Source organism: Acetobacter estunensis (genome assembly GCF_019083805.1).
GTDB lineage: Bacteria > Pseudomonadota > Alphaproteobacteria > Acetobacterales > Acetobacteraceae > Acetobacter > Acetobacter estunensis_A.
This window is the reverse complement of sequence record NZ_JAHRDV010000004.1, coordinates 157,883-178,455: the sequence shown is the minus strand read 5'-3', so window position 1 is coordinate 178,455 and position 20,573 is coordinate 157,883. Positions and strand designations below refer to the sequence as shown.

The 20,573-nt window shown below is 58.1% G+C and carries 20 protein-coding genes and 1 pseudogene; 15 read left to right on the top strand and 6 right to left on the bottom strand.

The genetic code is table 11. From position 1 onward, the window contains the following. Positions 1 to 7: 7 nt before the first annotated feature. The 3 genes from KUA11_RS07120 (at position 8) to KUA11_RS07110 (ending at position 2,672) form a co-directional block, all read left to right on the top strand. Entirely contained in the window at positions 8 to 1,423 is a 1,416-nt protein-coding gene (locus tag KUA11_RS07120) for a leucyl aminopeptidase family protein (protein ID WP_217409633.1), read from the top strand. Positions 1,424 to 1,580: 157 nt separating this feature from the next. Beyond that, positions 1,581 to 2,003, top strand: coding sequence for a MarR family transcriptional regulator (locus KUA11_RS07115; protein ID WP_166313103.1), 423 nt, complete (start codon positions 1,581 to 1,583; stop codon positions 2,001 to 2,003). A 219-nt stretch (positions 2,004 to 2,222) separates the two neighbouring features. After that, positions 2,223 to 2,672 (top strand): hypothetical protein, encoded by a 450-nt coding sequence (locus tag KUA11_RS07110; RefSeq protein ID WP_217409632.1) that lies wholly within the window; start codon positions 2,223 to 2,225, stop codon positions 2,670 to 2,672. A 94-nt stretch (positions 2,673 to 2,766) separates the two neighbouring features. On the opposite strand, the gene KUA11_RS07105 is transcribed toward KUA11_RS07110, so the two are convergent. Next, positions 2,767 to 3,804: an MraY family glycosyltransferase gene (locus tag KUA11_RS07105; protein WP_217409741.1), complete on the bottom strand. Its 1,038-nt coding sequence runs from the start codon at positions 3,802 to 3,804 to the stop codon at positions 2,767 to 2,769. 103 nt (positions 3,805 to 3,907) lie between these two features. Between KUA11_RS07105 and KUA11_RS07100 the strand changes: the two genes are divergently transcribed. From KUA11_RS07100 to KUA11_RS07080, 5 genes are read left to right on the top strand one after another with little or no spacing between them, the layout of a single operon-like run. After that, positions 3,908 to 5,950, top strand: coding sequence for a polysaccharide biosynthesis protein (locus KUA11_RS07100; protein WP_217409740.1), 2,043 nt, complete (start codon positions 3,908 to 3,910; stop codon positions 5,948 to 5,950). After that, positions 5,947 to 7,086 (top strand): DegT/DnrJ/EryC1/StrS family aminotransferase, encoded by a 1,140-nt coding sequence (locus KUA11_RS07095; RefSeq protein ID WP_217409631.1) that lies wholly within the window; start codon positions 5,947 to 5,949, stop codon positions 7,084 to 7,086. Before KUA11_RS07100 ends, KUA11_RS07095 begins: the two co-directional genes overlap by 4 nt. Before the next feature lie 15 nt (positions 7,087 to 7,101). Continuing rightward, a complete protein-coding gene (locus tag KUA11_RS07090; RefSeq protein WP_217409630.1) occupies positions 7,102 to 7,572 on the top strand; it encodes a hypothetical protein in 471 nt (156 codons plus the stop codon). Then, positions 7,572 to 8,171, top strand: a complete 600-nt coding sequence (locus KUA11_RS07085; protein ID WP_217409629.1) for an HAD family hydrolase — start codon at positions 7,572 to 7,574, stop codon at positions 8,169 to 8,171. Before KUA11_RS07090 ends, KUA11_RS07085 begins: the two co-directional genes overlap by 1 nt. After that, complete coding sequence (locus KUA11_RS07080; RefSeq protein ID WP_217409628.1) at positions 8,168 to 8,353, top strand: hypothetical protein; 186 nt, start codon at positions 8,168 to 8,170, stop codon at positions 8,351 to 8,353. Before KUA11_RS07085 ends, KUA11_RS07080 begins: the two co-directional genes overlap by 4 nt. Here the strand turns inward: KUA11_RS07080 and KUA11_RS07075 are convergent. Next, entirely contained in the window at positions 8,334 to 8,573 is a 240-nt protein-coding gene (locus tag KUA11_RS07075; protein WP_217409627.1) for a sulfurtransferase TusA family protein, read from the bottom strand. The two genes, KUA11_RS07080 and KUA11_RS07075, sit on opposite strands and share 20 nt — an antisense overlap. Positions 8,574 to 8,821: 248 nt before the next feature. On the opposite strand from KUA11_RS07075, the gene KUA11_RS07070 reads away from it, so the two are divergent. The 4 genes from KUA11_RS07070 to KUA11_RS07055 all read left to right on the top strand — a co-directional run bounded on the left by KUA11_RS07070 (position 8,822) and on the right by KUA11_RS07055 (position 13,188). Continuing rightward, on the top strand, positions 8,822 to 9,262 hold the full coding sequence (locus KUA11_RS07070; protein ID WP_217409739.1) for a Fur family transcriptional regulator: 441 nt from the start codon (positions 8,822 to 8,824) through the stop codon (positions 9,260 to 9,262). Further along, a complete protein-coding gene (locus KUA11_RS07065) occupies positions 9,259 to 10,107 on the top strand; it encodes a GNAT family N-acetyltransferase (RefSeq protein WP_166313111.1) in 849 nt (282 codons plus the stop codon). Before KUA11_RS07070 ends, KUA11_RS07065 begins: the two co-directional genes overlap by 4 nt. Before the next feature lie 70 nt (positions 10,108 to 10,177). Then, a complete protein-coding gene (lnt, locus tag KUA11_RS07060; RefSeq protein WP_368040963.1) occupies positions 10,178 to 11,635 on the top strand; it encodes an apolipoprotein N-acyltransferase in 1,458 nt (485 codons plus the stop codon). 89 nt (positions 11,636 to 11,724) lie between these two features. Then, positions 11,725 to 13,188: a glycosyltransferase family 2 protein gene (locus KUA11_RS07055; protein ID WP_217409626.1), complete on the top strand. Its 1,464-nt coding sequence runs from the start codon at positions 11,725 to 11,727 to the stop codon at positions 13,186 to 13,188. Positions 13,189 to 13,262: 74 nt separating this feature from the next. On the opposite strand, the pseudogene KUA11_RS17480 reads toward KUA11_RS07055, so the two are convergent. The 4 genes and pseudogenes from KUA11_RS17480 to trxB all read right to left on the bottom strand — a co-directional run. Next, a pseudogene (locus tag KUA11_RS17480) lies at positions 13,263 to 13,542 on the bottom strand (transposase); the annotation flags it as partial. A gap of 388 nt (positions 13,543 to 13,930) precedes the next feature. After that, positions 13,931 to 15,154, bottom strand: a complete 1,224-nt coding sequence (locus tag KUA11_RS07045; protein WP_217409625.1) for a glycosyltransferase family 2 protein — start codon at positions 15,152 to 15,154, stop codon at positions 13,931 to 13,933. 91 nt (positions 15,155 to 15,245) lie between these two features. Further along, a complete protein-coding gene (locus tag KUA11_RS07040; protein ID WP_217409624.1) occupies positions 15,246 to 16,130 on the bottom strand; it encodes a LysR family transcriptional regulator in 885 nt (294 codons plus the stop codon). Positions 16,131 to 16,235: 105 nt separating this feature from the next. Beyond that, positions 16,236 to 17,186, bottom strand: coding sequence for a thioredoxin-disulfide reductase (gene trxB / locus KUA11_RS07035; protein ID WP_217409623.1), 951 nt, complete (start codon positions 17,184 to 17,186; stop codon positions 16,236 to 16,238). A 172-nt stretch (positions 17,187 to 17,358) separates the two neighbouring features. On the opposite strand from trxB, the gene KUA11_RS07030 reads away from it, so the two are divergent. From KUA11_RS07030 to KUA11_RS07020, 3 genes are read left to right on the top strand one after another with little or no spacing between them, the layout of a single operon-like run. Next, positions 17,359 to 17,844, top strand: coding sequence for an Lrp/AsnC family transcriptional regulator (locus KUA11_RS07030; RefSeq protein ID WP_264806554.1), 486 nt, complete (start codon positions 17,359 to 17,361; stop codon positions 17,842 to 17,844). Continuing rightward, a complete protein-coding gene (locus tag KUA11_RS07025; RefSeq protein ID WP_217409622.1) occupies positions 17,841 to 18,989 on the top strand; it encodes a glycosyltransferase in 1,149 nt (382 codons plus the stop codon). Before KUA11_RS07030 ends, KUA11_RS07025 begins: the two co-directional genes overlap by 4 nt. 19 nt (positions 18,990 to 19,008) lie before the next feature. Continuing rightward, positions 19,009 to 20,499, top strand: coding sequence for a glycosyltransferase family 39 protein (locus tag KUA11_RS07020; protein ID WP_217409621.1), 1,491 nt, complete (start codon positions 19,009 to 19,011; stop codon positions 20,497 to 20,499). Positions 20,500 to 20,573: the final 74 nt, after the last annotated feature.

Genomic DNA, 20,573 nt, shown 5'->3' with positions numbered 1-20,573 from the left:
GACGCACATGGCACGCAAGGGACTGGACTGCATCGTCACGACAGGGCGCGTGAAGGGAACGGTTGGGGTGGTGCACGGCGTACGGGCAACGGATGATGCGACCCTCGTGGCGCTGATCGGCAAAGCCGGTGCGGCGTTCGCACGGCGCACCGGCTTTACGGCAAAGCCGGGTGAACTGGCGCTGGTGCCCGATGCGTCGGGTGCTGTGGTCGGACTGCTGGGGGTGCCCGAAGCGAAGCGGGTCGATCCGTTCGTCTTCGGTGGACTGCCTCGCGCGCTGCCGGCGGGGCTGTGGCGGTTGGAACTGCCCAAGGATGTGAAACGGACGGACGCGGTGCTTGGTTTTGCCTTGGGGGCTTACCGCTACACTCTTGGCAAGGCGCCGGCGGAGCTGGCGCGTTTGCATGAACCCAAGGCAAATGCGGCCACGCTGGAACTGGCCCAGTCCATCTGGCTGGGGCGCGATCTTATCAATATGCCCGCCAACCTGCTCGGCCCCTCGGAGTTGGCGCAGGCGGCGGTGAAGGCGCTCGATCCGTTCGGCGCGAAGATACGGGTCGTCAAGGGCAAGACGCTGGAGGCGGAATATCCTCTGGTGGCCACCGTGGGGCGCGGGTCGGATCGTGGACCGCGCGTTGTGGTGGCGTCATGGGCGGGTTCGAAAGCACCCGTTAATGCACCGCTGCTGTCGCTTGTGGGTAAGGGCGTGTGCTTCGATTCCGGTGGCTACGACATCAAACCCGCCTCTGGCATGTTGCGGATGAAGAAGGACATGGGCGGCGCTGCGACCGCACTGGCATTGGCCCGGCAGATCATGGTGCAGGATCTGCCCGTGCGGTTGGAATTGCGACTTGGCTGTGTGGAAAACGCGGTTTCGGGATGCGCCATGCGACCGCTGGATGTGGTGACGGCCCGCAACGGGCTGACCGTGGAGATCGGCAACACGGACGCGGAAGGCCGTCTGGTGCTGGCCGATCTTCTGACTGAGGCCAGCGAGGCAAAGCCGGCGCTTCTGCTGGATGTCGCCACTCTTACGGGGGCGGCCCGCGTGGCGCTGGGGCCGGATATTCCGGTGATCTTCAGTCGTGACGACGGGGTGGCGGAAACCCTTCTTGCGGCTGGAATGCAAGTCTCCGACCCCCTGTGGCGTCTGCCATTATGGGATGGATACCGAGAATGGCTGAAGAGTTCAGTGGCCGACATGAATAATGTGTCATCTAAACCGTTTGCAGGGGCAGTAACGGCGGCATTGTTTCTTGATCGTTTTGTTGAGCCTGACGTGCGTTGGGTGCATATCGACAGCTACGCTTGGAACGACGCGACACGGCCCGGACGGCCGGAAGGTGGGGAAATCCTTGGCTTGCGGGCCGTTCTCGCCTCTTTGGGGCGCCTCGTGGGCGTGAACAGTTTATTAAATTCGTGAGAATAACGATTCCTCACCGCAACTATTGGATTGTTTCGGGTTTAAATCGGCCAAGGACAGGTTATATGTCCCGGCAAGCGAAATTCGAAGAGCCGGCGTAATCCGGCGGCAGGGCACATTGCGTGCCCTGCTTTAGGGCAAGCGGGGAATCGCAACGATGGCACAGACCAGAACGCTCAAGGCCGCCAAGGCCTCGGCAGTGAAGAACACCGATGTAGCAGACCAGTTGGTCAATACGCTGCGCGAGACGATGGTGTCTCTCGTGCGGCGCGATGGACCGGATCTTTCCGCGCGTCAGCTCGCAGTGTTCTTGACCTGCTATTTGCAGGAAGAGGGGCACACCGTGCGTGGTCTGGCCTCTGAATTGAATGTGTCCAAGCCCGCCATCACCCGCGCGCTCGATCGTCTCGGTGAACTGGATCTGGCACGCCGCAAGGTGGACCCGCTGGACCGTCGCTCGGTGCTGGTGCAGCGCACGCTGAAGGGTGCTGCCTATCTGCGTGAGATCCGTTCCATCATGGGTGAGAGCGGTGCGAAGAAAGCGTCTTCCGAGACCCGGGCAGCTCGTCGCGCTGCCTGATCTTTCTTCAGAACGTCTTCTGAAAAAGCCGCGCTCTTTTGGGCGCGGCTTTTTTGTGCCGGGATAGAGCGGCAGATCATCCATGCGTGGATGAATGTAGTGGAGGACGTCATGTTGCCTCAATGTCGTGGGATGAACCGACAAGGTCATGCGACGTTAGAGACGTGACATGACACGACAAGGTGTCCGGTCCGTATTGATTAAAACGGGAGTTTCCACATGCGTTTCGCTCCGATTGCCGCTGTTGCCGCGCTGTCGTTCGCATCCTTTGCCGCAGTTCCGGCTGCCATGGCGGCTGATACAATGGGCAGGCCCAGTGGCACCGTCACCATTCGCACCAAATCGGCGGATGTGGGCGTGGGCTATACGTGGGGTGAAGCCACTCTGCGTTTTGCAGGTCACACCTATCGCTACAAGGTAACGGGCGGCCAAATCGCGGCTGTCGGGTTCTCCGAAGTCGTGAGCAAGGGTGAGGTCTACAACCTGCACCGTGCCGCTGACATGGCGGGCACATTTGCTCAGGCCAATGGTGAGGCCACGCTGGGCAGCGGTCTCGGTGGCGGCGTGTATGAGAACAAGAACGGCGTGCGTCTGAAGATCGAAAGCTCGGCCAAAGGCGCGCGTCTTTCGGCTGGAGCGGGTGGCCTGACGTTCGAACAGATCAAGTAATCATTTCGAACAGTTCTGAAAAACGGAACAACGGGTCGGAGCCTAAGGCTTCCGGCCCGTTTTTTGTTTGTGCGTGTGTCAAATAAAAGAGTGTTTACCAGCGACCGACGGGATGGTGTCGCACCCGGCGCACAACAAATGCCGTCCAGACAAGCTGCGGCAACAGCACGATCAGAATGAGTGGCAGCAAAGTGGGAAGCCTTCCCAGCAATGCATAGGCACCCGCGCCCCATGCGACGAAGCCCCAATGGAGAAGCGTCACCGTGGGCATCGGGAGGCCCGCACGGAAGGCGACCTGATAGAGATGTCCACGATGCGCCTGCAGCAGTTTTTCGCCAGCGAATGTGCGCTGCATCAGCGTGACGGTCACGTCGTAGAGCAGTCCGGCGATCAGGCAGGGCACGAGCGCCGCTGCGTGCAGATCCGGCAACGCCTGCGTCACCGGACCGCTCTGCGCCAGCATGAGTGCGGCTGTGGCGATCAGCAGGCCGCAGGGCTGGCTCCCCACATCGCCAAGGAAAATGCGGGCGTGGGGGAAATTGAGTGGCAAAAACGCCAGCAGCCCGAATGCCAGAAGGGCGCTGTTGCCGCGAAGGTCCACGCCATCCGCTGGCCAGAAAGGGAGAGCGAGGCACAGGAAGGATAGACACAGCACGCCGCCGACCAACCCATTGAGGCCGTCCATGAAATTTACGGCATTGGTGACGAACACGGTCCACGTCACGGCGCAGAGCATGGTGACCGCCAGCATGAAACCCGCGTCGCCCATTGGCAGCGTCGCAAGAGTGACGAGTACTGCGGCCACAGCTTGCGCAGCCAGTTTGATAAGGGGGGACCACTGATACACGTCGTCCAGCCATGACACCGTGGCCAGCAGCATCGCCGCACCCCATATCGCGATCCCTTCGGGCGCGAAGGCGTCCAGACCGCAGAGCATACGCAAGGGAAAGTACAGCAGCCCGAACGCTCCCATGACGCCCATGCCGCCGCCTTTGGGGGTCGGGCGCGTGTGCGAGCTGCGATGGCCCGGCGTGTCGAGCACCGCCACACGGATCATGCCGCGCGTCAGCAGGGCCGACAGCGCGTAAGCACCCAGCAGCACAAGAAGAGAGGGAGAAAACACATGGAACATGGGCAATGGCAGCGGTGATCCCGGGCGGAAGAAGGACGGAAGGAAAGAAACCTCGGCTTCGTTTCTTCTAGCCGACGCGCAGGTGGGCTATAGGGCGAGCGTGATGGTCCCGCAACGCCCGGATGTCGCGCCGAGAAGCACCCGGCTGCGGCCGTTCAATCGGATTCTGGTCAACGTCCTGCTCGATGGCAGCGTGGCCGCTCTGGCGGCGCCTGTTGCCCGCTGGCTGGCCGCCCCGCGTGACGGGCTGATTCATCCTTTGTGGTTTCTGGCCAGTGGCGCGATCACGCTGCTGGTCAGCGGCCTGCCGTTCCGCATGCCGCAGCAATACTGGCGCTTTTCCGGCACGTCCGATCTGCTGGGGATTGTGGGCGCGTCGGTCGCCAGTTCCATTCTGTTTACGCTGGGGCTGAAAGCCACCGGTTTCCCGCTGCCCAGCCCGACTTTCCCCCTCATTTACGCCATGACACTGGTGGCCATGCTCGGTGGCCTGCGCCTGTCCTATCGGCTGAGCAACACACTCGCCCGGCGGCGCTCCCTGTTGCGGCCCATCGTGCTGGTGGGCGCCGATCAGGTGGCGGATCTTTATCTCCGCGCCATCGATCGCAACCCGGAGGCGGGCGTGCGCGTGACGGGTCTGATCGGCCAGGGCACGCATCAGGCCGGACGACGTATTCACAATGTGCCGATCCTCGGTCATGTGACCGATATTGCCGCTCTGCTCGATGGGATGGCGGAGCGAAACGTCCTGCCCGAGAGCCTCGTCGTGACGGATTCGAACTTCCGGGGCGAAGCCTTGGGGCGTGTGCTGGCGGCGGCCGAGGCTCACGGAATCGAGGTCATGCGTGCGCCGGTGCTGACCGCGCTGACGCCTGCCTCGCGCATCGAACTTCGGCCGGTCATGATCGAGGATCTGCTCAACCGGCCGCAGGTGCCGTTGGACCGGGCGGGCATGGACCGGATGATCCGCGATCAGGTCGTGCTCGTCACGGGCGCGGGCGGCACCATCGGCTCAGAACTCGCCCGACAGATCGCGGGATTCGGGCCGCGCCGACTGGTGCTGCTCGATCACGGCGAGTTCGCGTTGTGGCAGATTGACGTGGAACTGGGCGAACTTGCGCCAAAGGTGCCTCGCAGCGTCGTGGTGGCGGATGTGCGCGACGCCGGGCGCATCGACGAGGTGTTCGCGGAGTTTCGTCCAGCGCTCGTGTTCCATGCCGCGGCCCTCAAGCATGTGCCCATTGTGGAAGCCAATGCCTGTGAGGGGCTGCTGACCAATGTGGTGGGCACGCGCATTGTGGCGGACGCTGCGGGACAACATGGCGCCCGCGCGCTTGTGATGATTTCCACCGACAAGGCGGTCAATCCCTCCAGCCTGATGGGGGCGAGCAAGCGCGCGGCGGAGATGTACTGTCAGGCGCTCGATATTGCGGCCCGCACGTCCGGCGATCCCGCCGCCCTGCGCTGCGTGACGGTGAGGTTTGGCAATGTGCTGGGCTCGACCGGCTCCGTGGTGCCGCTTTTCCGTCGGCAGCTTGAGCGCGGCGGCCCGCTGACGGTGACGCATCCTGACATGCAGCGCTATTTCATGACTGTGCCGGAGGCTGTGGGGCTGGTACTTCAGGCCAGCGTGCGCGGAACGGACGGGCGTGGCTTCGATGCGGACATGATGCCCGTTCTTGAACCGGCGCGGGTGGCGGGCACCGACCGCCTGCTGCGCGATGGTGGGATTTTTGTGCTCGATATGGGCGAGCCGGTGAAGATCGTGGATCTTGCCCGCCAGATGATCCGGCTTGCGGGCCTGCGCCCCGATGAGGATGTGGCCATTCGTTTCACGGGGCTACGGCCGGGTGAGAAGTTGTTCGAGGAGCTGTTTCACGGGCGTGAAGCGCCTGTGCCGACGGATGCGCCCGGTCTGCTGATGGCCGCTCCCCGTGTGGTGGATCTGGCCGGAATGGAGCGGGCTGTGGACCGCATTGCGGAACTGGCGCATGCCGGAGATGCGGCGGCGGCGATTGCGGTGCTCAAGACACTCGTGCCCGAATTCGATCATAATGCGACCGGCGAGATGGACCTACGCGTGCGGGCGGAGCCGGAGCGCGCTACAACCGCCACCATCGGTGAGGGAGAGGAACGGACGTCATGAGTGCGACATCAGGGGAAAAGCCCATCGCGTTTCTCGATCTGCCAGCTCAGCAGAAGCGGCTTGGACCGGCCCTGAAAAAGAGGATCGACACGGTGCTGGAGCATTGCCGTTTCGTGCTTGGCCCCGAGGTGACGGAGCTTGAGGAACGACTGGCCGCATGGTCCGGTGTGGGGCATTGCGTGGGCGTCTCGTCCGGCACGGACGCGCTCCAGATCGTCATGATGGCCGAGAATATCGGGCAAGGAGACGCGGTGTTTCTACCCGCTTTCACGTACACCGCTACGGCGGAAGTACCGCTGGTGCTGGGAGCGACGCCTGTTTTCGTGGATGTGGATCCGCAGACGTTTCAGATCGATCCCGTCAGTCTGCGCGCGCGGATCGCCGCTGTGAAAGTGGCTGGCAAGCTGACGCCACGCGCCATCGTCGGTGTGGATCTGTTCGGCCAGCCTGCGCCGTGGGAAGAGTTGCGGGCGATTGCCGCGGAAGAGGGCCTGTTTCTTCTGGACGACTGCGCGCAGGCTTTCGGCGGTGTGTATCGGGGGCGTCCTCTGGGCGGAGAAGCCGTCGCCACGACGTTGTCTTTCTTTCCGTCCAAACCGCTGGGTGGTTACGGCGACGGAGGAGCGATCCTGACGGACGACGCGGAACGGGCCGAGCTGTACCGTTCCCTGCGCACGCATGGCGAAGGCAAGACCCGCTACGAGGTGCTGCGCACCGGCATGAACGGGCGTCTGGACACGTTGCAGGCGGCGGTGCTGCTGGCCAAGCTGGATGGTTTTCGTGAAGAACTGGCGCGACGTGAGGCCATTGCCTGCACTTATGACGCTGGTCTTGCAGGTGTGGCGCAGATGCCGGTCCGCGTGCCGGAGAGCGCCAGCGCATGGGCGATCTATTCCATTCTGCTGAAGGACGAGGCACAGCGCGCGGCGACGCAGGCCCGCATGCGGGACGCCGGCGTGCCCTCGGCCATCTATTACCCGTTGCCGCTGCATCATCAGCCGGCCTATCGGGATCACCATGACGGGGTGGCGCTGCCGGTATCGGAAGCGCTGTCGAAGCGCATCCTTGCGCTGCCCATCCACCCGGAATTGACGGATGCGGAGGTCGCGCGCGTGATCTCCGTTGTCCGAGGCTGAAGGACTGACAAGACGATGAGGAAGGAAACGGTGTTCATCATCACCTTTCTGGTGTTCACGATGGGCACGGCGCTGGTGATCTGGCTGTTCGCGCTGCCGAATTTCGTGTCGATGACTTTTCCACAGGTGACGGCGGGCAAGGTGGTGTCTGGCCCGATGCGCGACACGCGCGATCTGACGCAGGCGGAAGTGGCGACACTCAATGACTGGCTCCAGCATCATACGGGGGGCTGGGGGCCGCTGAGTCAGACACCGCCCTCCAGCGGTGACGCCCGGCTGGAACTTCAGGCCACACGCGACGGCAAGCCCGATCCGATCGTGCTGACGCTGTGGACCGGCATCAGCGCGGCCGACTGGAACAATACGGTGTTCGTGGAAACGCCTGATGGCTCGAAGGTCCGCACCGAGAGTTTCAAGGACAAGGACTTTCAGCCTCTGCGCAAAATGGGAGATGGCGCGGCGTTTCCGCGTTCGGCTTTCCCCTGATGGGAGAGCTTCCGGCTGGGACGCAGGCCCTGATCTTCGATTGTGACGGCACGCTGGTGGACAGTCTGCCGCTCTATCTCGAAGCATGGCTGGACGCATTGAAGACGAAAGGCGGGATTGAGGTCGCTCCTGAGTGGTTCTTCAGCCGCCGTGGCTATTCGGAAGAAATGGTGCTGGCGGCGCTGGAGAAAGAGTACGGAGTCACCCTTGATCACGCCATCATCAAGACCGCCACCCGTGCGGGCGTCCTGGCGCGTCTGTCGCAGGTGAAGGCGAATGTGCCGGTCGTGGAGATCGTGCGGGAATGGGCGGGGCGGTTGCCCATGGCTGTAGCCTCAAGTGGTTCCCGCGCGGTGGTGGAGGCTTCCCTCGTCGCGGTCGGGATTCGCGATGTGTTCGAGACGGTCGTTACGATTGACGATGTGGAACGACCCAAGCCCGCTCCGGACCTCTATCTTCTGGCAGCCCAGCGGCTGGGCGTGGAACCGGCCCATTGCGTGGTGTTCGAGGACAGCGCGGAGGGGTTGGACGCCGCGCGGGCGGCTGGAATGGACGCGCGGGACGTGCGCCCGTGGTCGGTGTTTCGGCATCTCTCATGAAGACGGTGACGCGGTGCGCACAGTGTGGCGCGTCACTGGAATGTCTGGCTTCCGAAGCCTGCTGGTGCATGAAGCAGCCTGCTGTATTGCCGGTGCCGGCGGCGGGCGAGACCGTGGGATGCCTGTGCCCCGCCTGTCTGGATGCCGCTGCGAAGGGTGATCTCAGTTCTTCCGGATCGTGAGAGTGTGCCGATTGTCAGGGCCGTTTTCGGTAGCAAGCACGGTATGACCGAGCGCCTGCGCCGAGCGGGTGACGTTGCGCAGGGGTTCCTCGCCTTTGAGTGTGACACGCAACAGATGCCCTTTTGCCAGCACGTCGAGTGCGAGACGGGTTCGCACGAACGTCATGGGGCAGGTCTCGTTGGTGATATCGAGGGCTGTGGCTTCGGTCGAATCGGACATGGGCACAAAGTGGAGCCGGGCGATCCGTTCTTCAAGAGACGGCGATCTGTGTGCATTTTCATCACTCTCTGACGTGACATCCCGGTAACGAGTGGACAAGATGCGTGAGAATCAGCTAGGCGATGGCGTATGGTGGTGAACATGCAGCCTGCAGGAAATAATCCGTGAGTCCGGTGCGGACCTCCTCTCCCTCCCGTTCCGCGTCGGCGGCGAAGTCGGCTGACCTCTCCGATTCCCGAATCGCGCGGATGTGCATCGACCGCGGTCTGAAAATGACCGGTCAGCGCCGCGTGATTGCGCGCGTTCTGTCGGATGCGGAAGATCACCCCGATGTGGAAGAGCTGTATCGGCGGGCGTCCGCGCTCGATCCCAAGATTTCCGTGGCGACGGTCTATCGGACTGTCCGTCTGCTGGAGGAGAAGGGCATTCTCGAGCGGCGGGACTTTGGGGGTGGCCGCGCCCGTTACGAAGCGACCGAGCATGGCCGACATTATCATCTGATCGATGTGGACAGTGGCAAGGTCATCGAGTTCGAGGATGAGGAGCACGAGGCGCTGATGCATCGCCTTGCCAAGCGTCTTGGCTTTGAACTGGTTTCGCTCCGACTGGAACTGTTTGGACGGCGTCTGCCGGAGGCGGGAACACCTGCCAAAAAAGGTAAAACCACGCGCAAGGATGAGACGCCATGAGCGTCGAGACACAGCGAAACGGTGGTCTGTCCACACTTGAACTCGAACGCAACGGGTTCAGGGAGTTGCGTGGTGGTAATCTCGGCGTGCGGATTGCTTCTACGCCTGAAGAGATCGACGCCGCGCAGGCGCTTCGCTATCGCGTGTTCGTCGAGGAAATGGGCGCGCAGCCGAGCGAAGAAGCGTTCCGTCTCAAGCGGGACGTGGATGAGTTCGACGCCTATGCCGATCATCTGCTGGTGATTGACCATGCCATTTCATCCGGGCCGGAAGGCGTGGTGGGCACGTATCGTCTGATGCAGGATGACGCCGCTGCGCGTCTGGGCCGGTTTTACAGTGAGAGTGAATTTGATCTCGCTCTGCTGCACAAGTTTTCCGGCAAGCTGCTTGAGGTCGGTCGTTCCTGCGTGGACGCGCGTTACCGTGGACGTGCCGCCATGCAGTTGTTGTGGCGCGGCATCGCATCCTACATCTTTCTGCATCGTATCGATGTGCTGTTTGGCTGTGCCAGTCTGGCCGGGACCAATCCGGACGAACTGTCGGAAGAACTGACCTATCTCTATCATAATCATCTCGCGCCTCCGGCCCTGCGGGTAAAGGCTCTGCCGGAGCGGCGTGTGGAGATGCTGCGCTGCGATCCGCTGACGATCGACCGACGCCGTGCGCTCGCGCGTCTGCCTCCTCTCGTCAAGGGCTATCTGCGACTTGGTGGTTATGTCGGTGACGGGGCTGTGGTGGATCATCAGTTCAACACCACCGATGTGGCGGTTCTGGTGAAGAGCGAGCTTATGGCCGACAAATATTACAGGCATTACGAGCGCCGTCTGCGCGACGCGCTCGACTGAGAGCGTGTTTCGGGGAGACGAGGCCCTTTTGGGCGGCGCACCGGATGGTGGCGCTCCGTCCCGCAAGGGCGTGTTACGTCGGACCGCACGTGGTTTGCGCCGGTTGCTCCGACCTTTGGTGGCCGGAGGAGTGGCGGCATTCGCTTTTCCTCCGCTGCATCTGGTGTTTCTTCTCCCCTTTGCGTTCGCTGTGCTCATGCGCGGCGTCGACCGTGCATCCGATTGGCGTCGTGCGGCGGCGCAAGGTTTCGCTTTTGGTTTCGGGCTGCATGCGGTCGGGCTGTACTGGCTGATTAACGCCATTCTGATTCGCGCGAGCGACTTCTGGTGGTTCGTGCCGTTTCCCTCTCTCGGTTGTGCTCTCATTCTTGCACCGTTTGCTGCCGTGCCCGCGGGCGTGTGTCGTCTGGCTCCCGCAGGCTGGCGGCGTGGCGTGCTGTTCGCGGTTCTGTGGACCGTCTGCGATATGGGACGGCTGTTTCTTTTCAGCGGTTTCACATGGAATCCAATCGGCAGCGACTGGGCGTTCCATGGTTTGGCGGGGGATGTGATGATTCAGCCCGCCGCGTGGATCGGTGTGGACGGATTAACGTTGTTGACCGTGCTTCTGGCTGTTCTTATGCCGCTTGGGCGACGATTCATCGTTGCTGGCGGGATGGTCCTGCTCGTATGGGCCGGGTTGGGGGCGTGGCGGTTCTACGCCTTGGCTGAAGCGGCGGCTCCCACGGCGTCTTCACCGGTTGTGGTGCTGGTGCAGGGGAATGTGCCGGAACAGGAGAAAATCACTCGTTCCGATGTTCGGGCTATTTTCGAGCGTTACCTGCGATTGACGCATGAAGGCGTGGCACAAGGGCTGGAAATGGCCGGGCAAACACAGGGAGCGGTGCGTCCGGTGGTTTATGTCTGGCCCGAGACGGCGTTTCCGGGGGAACTGGAAGAGGACGATGTTGCGCGGTCGATGATCGCACAGGCCGCTGAAGGGGCCGCTGCGGGTGTTATCGGAACCCTGCGGGTCGGACCTGATGAGCACTGGCGCAATTCCATCGTGGCCCTCAATGAAGCGGGACGTGTGGAGGGCGTGTACGATAAGGCGCGTCTGGTGCCGTTTGGTGAGTATCAGCCACGTTTTATTCCGCTGCAGGTTGTGCCGGGTGGTGGAATGACACCGGGGCCGGGACCGCTAAGCTGGCATCTGCCCGATCTTCCGCCTGTGGGGCCGTTGGTTTGCTACGAGGTGATCTTTTCGGGGCATGTGGTGGATCGGCACGATCGTCCGCAGTGGTTGGTAAACGTCACTAACGATGCTTGGTATGGCAACAGCGCTGGGCCGCGCCAGCATCTGGCTGCGGTGCGGTTGCGTGCTGTGGAAGAAGGGCTGCCTGTGGTGCGGGCTGCCAATACTGGCGTGTCGATTGTCTATGACGCACGTGGGCACGATATGGGGCGATTGGAGTGGGGTAAGGAAGGCGTGCTGGTGCGGGCGTTGCCGTCGGCGTTGCCGCCGACGGTATTTGGGGGGTGGAGATGATTGGTTGCAGTTTATAAACGAGATTGGGTTTGTTGTTACTGTTTTAATTTTTCTTGAATACTATGCCGGTATAAAAGAAAGGGTATGATGTGTCCGATTTTCCTTATGCACCAAAGGATCAGCCGTTAACATATTGCTTGGATTTGGAAAGCTATCGTTTCCAGCCGTTAGCGGTAGCGAAAAATAACGGAATATGGCCAAAGCCGAAGTATAGAAAATCTCTTGTTGCATGTGCAAGGTGGGAAAGTCAGTATATAATTGAATGGATTCTCTATCATCAATCTATAGGTTTTGATCATATATATCTTTATTGTAATGATGATGATCCTTCGGATTTATATGAAAATATTTTGCCTTTTGTGATTGGTGAAAATCCATTTGTGACTTTCCATCATTATAATTTTTTAGGTCTTCAGTTGCAGATGTATTTCCATTTTATGAGAAATTACATGCACGAAACAGAATGGATGATGTTTCTCGATATTGATGAGTTTGTATGTATTCGAGGATTAAATGATATAAATTTATTTATTTCATCATTTCCTGAAGATATGGATGCAATGTATTTTAATTGGTGTTCTTTTGGTAATAATGGACATAAAACACGTCCTAATGGTAGTGTTTTGTTGAATTATATACGAAGGGAAGATGGGGTAACGCCATTTACAAAAGTTTTAATAAAAAGCATTGTTGTCCCTTATGCGGGTATATTCGATAATCCTCTTGCTCCAATTGTTCATGATTATACAGGCACAAAGAAAGGCCTGAATGTTCGTAATGTATTAGGAGATAATATTTCAGATTATTACAGTAATTTTCCTCACTCTGCAGGGGAGTATTTGGGGAAAGAAGATCGTCGTCAACGTATTATTCAAAAGTCTTTTGTTGCTCATTATAATATTAAATCGGATGAAGATTTTGATATACGTGTTCGACGTAGTTTAGTTGGAACTTATGCTGGAGAAAAGATGTGGGGAGAAAAAACCAAGGAAGAAAGAGAAGTACACCATCAAGAAACCAACGCAGTTGTTGATACTTACTTGCATGATTATTGGAAGACTGTAATGTGTGGGGGGTGGAGAAAAGCAATTTTTCCCGTTTCAAATTGGCCAATAATTTCTCGCAATAAAGATTCTAGACAAAGCTCAACGGCACATGCTCGTAGTGTGTTTGAGGATGCTAAATCTCTGGTCTCGGGTGAAATATTTGGAAAGCCCCAAAGTCAAACGAATATAGAGGATAACCCTTGGTGGGAGATTGATTTGGGAGATATTTTCTTTGTTCATGAAATGAGGTTGTTTAACTCATTGGAGGGTGATTTTGGTGATGTTGCTTGGTTCGAATTGTCTAGTTCTACAGATGGTATTTGTTGGATAAATAGATTTAATAAAACGGATGGGAAGATATATGGTGGTGCTGATGGATACCCATTTATTTGGCAAGATGCCCAAGGGATTGAAGCCAGATATTTGCGAATAACTATTCCAGGAAAAGCACGAAGATTGCAATTTGATCAAATTGAGTTTTATGGAAAAACGTTAGGAGGTTGTTAGCCCTTGATTGAGGCTGCGATGTGAACGATAGTGATTATATTATTGCGGTTTCTCATATCTAGAGTGTTTTCTTCTCAATCTGGTTCATACCCAGCAGCGGTGAAGAAGTTTACATATTCTATGGGTGTGACCTGATCGATTAAAATAGGTCGATTCTGTCCTCACAGGACATCGCGTGTTCGTTCTGTGGCTTTGCGGAGATGGGCCTTGAGTTTGGAGAAGGCTGTTTCGATTGGATTGAAGTCAGGGCTGTGGGGTGGGAGATATCGCACAGTGGGGTGCCTGCCGCTTCATCGCGGCATGGACGTCCGGACCCTTGTGCGATCCGAGATTGTCCATGATGACGATGTCGCCGAGTGCCGGGTCGATTCTGCTCCCCCACATGAGCGGTCTTTTTTCCATGTGATCCGATGGCGTGCGAAGAAATGCCACAGCGTACCGATTGTGAAGTGATGCCCGTCATCAATCAGTTGGGCGCGAATTTTGGCCACGCGGCTGGCGCAGGCTGCCGCAAGAGCGCACCAGCGAACGGCACTCGCCGGGAGACTGACACCAAACCGTTCAGCTGCTTGACAGCGCGACAGATCATTCGAAATCGCAGCAATAACACGGACACGAGGATCCAAAGACAATGTGCGTGATGACATCTTGGATCGGCTTCCAATCCCGGTTGTCATCATGAATCAGATCATGCCGCTATTGGGATTCTTCACGATTCATTCAGCGCAGAAAACGCTCCAACTCAGAACTCAGAAATAACAAGATCTTTAAAAAGAAAGGTTTCCCAATCATTTAGTTCTGTTCTACAAAATGATATTATATTTTTATTTGTTAAGTCTTGGCACAAATAAAGTCCTCTGTATTTAAGTCCGAATCCATTTTCTTTCGCGTATGCAATGGAAAAATAACTCGCATTACATATATCATTGGTTGATGTAAAATGAATACCGTTTTCTGTTTTTAGAAAAAATCGTTCATTCTCTTTGATGAAGTAAATATAAAAGTATCCATCTTTAGTTCCAAGGAATACCTTAATTCCATGTGCCTCTTCTGTATTGGAAAATATATATGCTGTTTCTGGATTAAAAAATATATCCATATGATTGTATGTAGATATATTCCAAAAAAATTCAACGCATTTTGTGGTCATACTTGATGTGAAATTATTATTTTTAACGCATAACATTTCATATCGAAGGAAAGCTTCTTCTTCGTCCCCGCGCCATGCATGACGATAAACTTCTTCTTTTGTTAATTGGCTATAAATAGGAGAATTGATAGCAATGCCTGCATGATCCGGACCTTTATCAAGTCCTCTAACTTCCATATCTGAAGTTATCAGATATGGAAAAAATCGATGTTCTCCACCTTTTTCTCTTACACCTCCATATCCAGCTTTTATAAAACGATTAGTATGTTCAACATGCTCAAAACCGTATCGGCGAAAGCGTGTATCCATAAATCCTACGTCAGTAAAGGCGTTAAAACTGAAAGCTGAACATTGCCCAGTTAAATAGACTGATATAAAAGGATCCTCAACCGTACCATGTCCACCAAGATAATCATTTACCCAATGTGATGGTGCCAGATTTACGTGTCCATATAAATAAGCAGCTTTGACCCAGTCTTCTTCCCAGCCATGTGCTGTTGGCCGTGTGTCATCTTCCAGTAGAATAACAATATCACATCGATATTTCATAAATAAATAATACAAAATGCGATTTTTATTCCAAGCTATACCGCGATTTGGAGCTGATAAATAAGTTAAGTTAAGATTATTCAGGAGATCTTTTGTGTTGTCATGGGATCCGTCATCAGAAACGAACAGATGATAAGGATGACTTGTGAACTTTTGTATTGCTTCAATGGTTTCTTTTAATAATGAATGACGGTTATAGGTTGCGACGCCTATACCTAATTTTAGGTTTTGCCAAGAAAAACAAGTAATTTGATCATTTCCAACCATCTACGGCGCCCTATTGGTTTTTGAATATCACTTAGCATAATATTGGAGATTTAATAATAAATTGGGATGACCATAAAAGCATCGGGAGAATTCACCCCCGCAGCCCCAACTCACTCGTCAGGAAATCCCTGAACACTGCGACCCGCTTGGAACTCCGGAGTTCTTCCGGATACACGAAGAACGCCTCAACCTGCGGCGCCGGCACGTCCGCCAGAACCCGCACCAGCGTCGGATACTCCGTCACGGCGTAGCCCGGCACGGAACCGATCCCCAGACCGGAAGAAATGGCGTCAGCCATTGCCACCATGCTGTTGACTTCCAGACGGGCAGGACGACGCTGACCCTCCGGCATTCCGGCTTCCAGCAGCCAGTTCACATGCGGGACGGGAGGATGATAGCCTCCGAAGGCAACGAGCTGATGCGTGGCCAGATCGTCCAGAGAGGTGGGTTGTCCGAACTGCTCCAGATAACGCGGGGACGCGTACACATGCAGAGGAAAATCCGCCAGGTGACGCTGGATAAGATCCGGTTGGCGGGGAGCATGCATGCGCACGGCAACATCGGCTTCCCGCATCCCGAGGTCGAGATCGTTGTCTTCAAGGATAAGGGAAATGGAGATGTCCGGATTCTGCTCCATGAACTTGTGCAGACGCGGCATCAGCCAGCAGCTTCCAAAACCTGTCGTCGTGGTGACACGAAGACGACCGGCAGCCTTTTCTTTGCTCTCGGTCAGGAGCGTCTGGGTCATCTCGAGTTTGGAGAAGACCTCGCGCACCGTCTGATTGAGCGTCTCGCCCTGCTCGGTCAGGATGAGGCCTCGGGCATGGCGATGAAAGAGTGGAACCTGAAGAACATCCTCCAGGGCAGAAATCTGACGTGAAACCGCAGACTGGCTCAGATTCAGCACGTCACCTGCGTGCGTGAAGGAACCGGCTTCGGCAACAGCGTGGAAGATCCTGAGTTTGTCCCAGTCCACACCACTCTCCCTTACATAACTTTGAGCATGCGCCATCCGGGCTGCGGCGCATCCAATGGGTTTTCGTGACGGAAATACGAGGTCAGGTCAAGTATTCTGCCTCATTCAGGCAACAATTCCGGCAAGGTGACGTTCCGCGTCGAGAGCCGCCATGCAGCCTGTGCCAGCCGCCGTCACAGCCTGTCGATAAATCTTGTCCTGAACGTCTCCTGCGGCAAAGACGCCAGGCACGGATGTGCGGGTGGTGCCGCGTTCGGTGACGATATAGCCCTCTGTGTCGAGCATGAGCTGGTCATGGAAAAGGCCGGTGTTGGGGGAGTGCCCAATGGCGATGAACACCCCATCGACCGGCAATGTGCTCATCGTCTCGTTGAGCACATTGAGGAGCTTTACGCCCGTGACGGTCGGCGGTGTGCCCGAAGAAAGAATGTCGGCTACGACCGAGTTCCATACGACCGAGACTTTGGGATTGGCCAGCAGCCGATCCTGAAGAATCTTCTCGGCACGTAGGGAATCGCGGCGGTGGATCAGAGTCACATGGTCGGCATGATGGGTCAGATAAAGGGCTTCTTCGACCGCTGTGTTGCCGCCGCCCACGACCGCAACCTTCTTGCCCCGGAAGAAGAAGCCATCGCAGGTGGCGCAGGCCGACACGCCAGCCCCCTGAAGGGCTTTTTCACTGGGAAGACCAAGCCATTTCGCCTGTGCGCCCGTGGCGATGATAACGCTGCGTGCCAGAAAGACATCGCCACCATCGAGGGTGACGCGAAATGGCGAACCGTTACGAAAGTCCACCTTCGTGACAAGATCATGAACGATTCGGGTGCCGACATGCTCCGCCTGCGCAGCCATCTGCTCCATCAGCCACGGTCCTTGAATAGCGGTGGCGAAACCGGGATAGTTTTCCACGTCCGTGGTGATCATCAACTGGCCGCCCGGCTGCATGCCCGCCACCAGAACAGGCGCCAGATTGGCGCGCGCGGCGTAGATCGCGGCGGTGTAGCCAGCCGGGCCTGCGCCGATGATGAGAAGGTCGGTGGAGGTCGTCGTGCTCATGGCGTCCTTCGCTCTGTCCGTGACGGTAATGCGAAATCCAAAGTGCTGCGGATATGAGCCTGCGGGCGCTCAAGGGCAACCCGCGGCTTGTGTTTTCCGTTACGCAGGGGCTTTGGACAGGGGCTGGTACCTCCTGTATGCAGCGCGCAGAAGGGTGTGGAGAGACAAAGGCGTGACGGTAGCGGAACTCGATGCGGTGGATCGGCGGATCATTGCCGAGTTGCAGGTGGACGGCCGCATGACCAACGTGGAGCTTGCGCGGCGCGTCGGCATTTCAGCGCCGCCATGCCTGCGTCGTGTGCGCCGGCTGGAAGAACTGGGCGTTATCTCGGGCTATCACGCCGATGTGGATGCCGGTGCCTTGGGGTGGCCCATCTCGTTTTACGCCGTGATCGGTTTGGACAGTCAGAAAGAGGCGGTTCTCTCCCAGTTCGAGGCGTTGGTCGCGACATGGCCGGAAGCGCTCGAATGCCACATGATTCGCGGGGGTGACGATTTTCTCGTGCGGCTGGCGGCACGGGACACAACGCATGAAAACCAGCTCACCCGCCGCCTGACAGAAGCTCCGCATGTGATGCGTGTGCAGACGCTTCAGACCATCCGAACCACGCTTTCGCGCCCCCTTGTGGCCGTGGCGGGAGGAGAAGGTGAAACATGAGTGTCGTTGCGTCTCGTCCGACTGTCCGGACGCCGGTGCAGGCTTCGGTCACGCGGATCGGAACGCCGGATATCACTGTGGTTGTTCCCTGCTATCGGGAGGCGGCAAATGTACGGCCGCTTGTGGAGGCGCTGACACAGGCGCTCACCGGGCGGGACTGGGAAGTCGTTTTCGTCGATGACAACTCGCCCGATGGAACGATCGAAGTGGTGCGCCAGCTGGCGCAGACCAACTGGCGTGTGCGCGGCATTTCCCGCATCGGTCGGCGGGGCCTGTCCACGGCTGTGATCGAGGGCGCGCTGTCGTCCTCTGCTCCTTACATCGCGGTCATGGATGGCGATCTCCAGCATGACGAGTCCCGTCTGGGGGCGATGATCGACAAGCTGGCGGCTGGAGAATGCGATATCGTGGTAGGCAGCCGCCATGTCGAAGGGGGCGATAACAGCGGACTTGCCAATGCGTGGCGGCACGCTCTTTCGGATGGCGGCATCCGTCTGGCTCAGATGATGATGCCGGTGAAGCTGGGCGATCCGATGAGCGGCTTTTTCGCGTTGCGGCGGGATATGTTTGTGAAAACCGCTCCGCGTCTCTCGGGCGCGGGTTTCAAGATCCTGATGGACCTGATCCTTTCCGCGCCGGAGCCCGTGCGCGTCGAGGAGGTGCCGTGTGTGTTCCGGCCGCGCCTCGCGGGTGAGAGCAAGCTCGATTTTCTGGTGCTGCTCCAGTTCCTTGCCCTGATCCTCGACAAGCTGTTTCGCGGCTGGCTGCCCATCCGTTTCATTGCCTTCGCGTTGGTGGGCGCGGTCGGAGTGGTGGTGAACATTCTGGTCATGGAGGCGCTGCGACTGGGAGGAGCGGGTTTTGGAGGGGCGCAGTCGGTCGGCACGATTGTCGCCATGCTGACCAACTTCTGGCTCGATAACACCTTCACCTATCGGGATCGTCGATTGAAGGGTGCCCGGATGTGGGGGGGGCTGATCGTGTTCCTCCTTGTTTGCTCCATTGGCGCGTGGGCCAATATCGGCGTGGCAACGCTCTTTCTCGGGACGGGGGAGGACTGGAGCAGCGCCAGCGCAGCGGGTGCGGTGATCGGCGTGGTGTGGAACTACGCCGTGTCGTCCACTCTGATCTGGCGCTCGAAATGAACGAAACACCTCGCGGGTTGTGAACCGGCAGCAGTGGACACTGGCGCTCGCGCTTTTGCTCGCGGTCACGGCCCTGCGCGTCGTTGTGGCAGCCCTCCTGCCGATCACGCCCGATGAGGCTTATTACTGGACATGGTCGCGGGCGCTTCAGCCCGGTTATCTCGACCATCCCTTCATGGTGGCCGTATGGATCCGATTGGGCACATTCCTGCTGGGCGATAGCGCTCTGGGGATCCGACTGACCGGTCCATTTGCGGCGGGCGTGGGAACGCTTTTCGTCATGATGACGATGCGCGATCTGCTCGCTCTGCGTGATCGGTCGTCCTCTCCTTCATGCGCATGCGCGTCTCCCTTTATCGCTGGCGTTCTGTTGAACGCGACATTGGCGGTCGGTCTGGGCGCGATCGTGATGACGCCCGACACTCCCCTTCTGTTCTTTCAGTCGATTTTCCTATGGGCGGTCGTCCGCCTGCTTGTGAGCGGTGACAATCGTTGGTGGCTGGTGCTTGGACTGGTGGCGGGCGCTGGTTTCGACAGCAAATACACCATGATTCTGTCCGTTCTCGCACTGGGCGTGTGGGTGTGTTGGGACGCGCGCGCGCGCGTCATGTTGCGTACGGTCTGGCCGTGGGCGGGTCTGATTCTGGCGGTGATCGGGGCGTCGCCCGTGATCGGGTGGAACGCAGCGCATGGATGGGCCAGTTTCATCAAGCAGGGTGGGCGCACCGGGGACTGGAATCCGGCACGGGCGGCGCAGTTTCTGGGAGAGTTGGTGAGCGGCCAGATCGGGTTGCTCACGCCGGGAATATTTCTGCTGGCCGGTCTGGCGCTGTGGCATGCTGTGCGGGCGCGCGACCGTGTGGACCGGCTTCTGCTCTGCCTTATTGGAGTGCCCTCGCTGGTCTTTTTACAGCATGCGGCGGGGGATCGGGTGCAACCCAACTGGCCCGTCCTGCTGTATCCGGCCATTGTCCTTTTGGTGATATGGCAGGGCGCGCGGGGATGGAAGGCGGCCTCGGCACTCGGGTTTCTGCTCGGTGGTCTGGTGCTGACGCAAGCGTTGACGGGTGCTTTGCCATTGGGGCGGCATCTGGACGTCACGTTGCGGCAGGCCGGCGGTTGGTCTCAGTTGATGGATGAGGTGGCAGCCCGCTCACAGGGTGCGGCGTTTGTCGCATCCGACGATTACGGTCTGGCGTCTGAGCTGGCGCTGAGGTTGCCTGACCGGGTGGTGGGCGGCGTTGATCCTCGTTGGGCTTTCGCCGGACGCCCGGAACTGACGTGCCGGACGGGATGGGGTGTGTTGGTGCGGAATGCGCGGCGATCGTTTCCGGTTGACCATCCGTGGCAGAAGGAGTCGCAGCTTCTCGGGGAGGTGGTGCGTGCCCGAAAAGGACGGGAGGCCGAACGTTATGCGTTGTTTCGTGTCCGTTGCCCTCTGTCGGCACAGGCCGAGTCGATTCTTTATCGGCTTCCTGCCAGTCAGGGACAGGGTCATCATTCTCGATGAGGAGTCGTTCCCGGATGGTAAGGGATTAAGCGTGTTTTAAGCCCCTTCAACCAGCATGCACCGCAGGTTGGAGA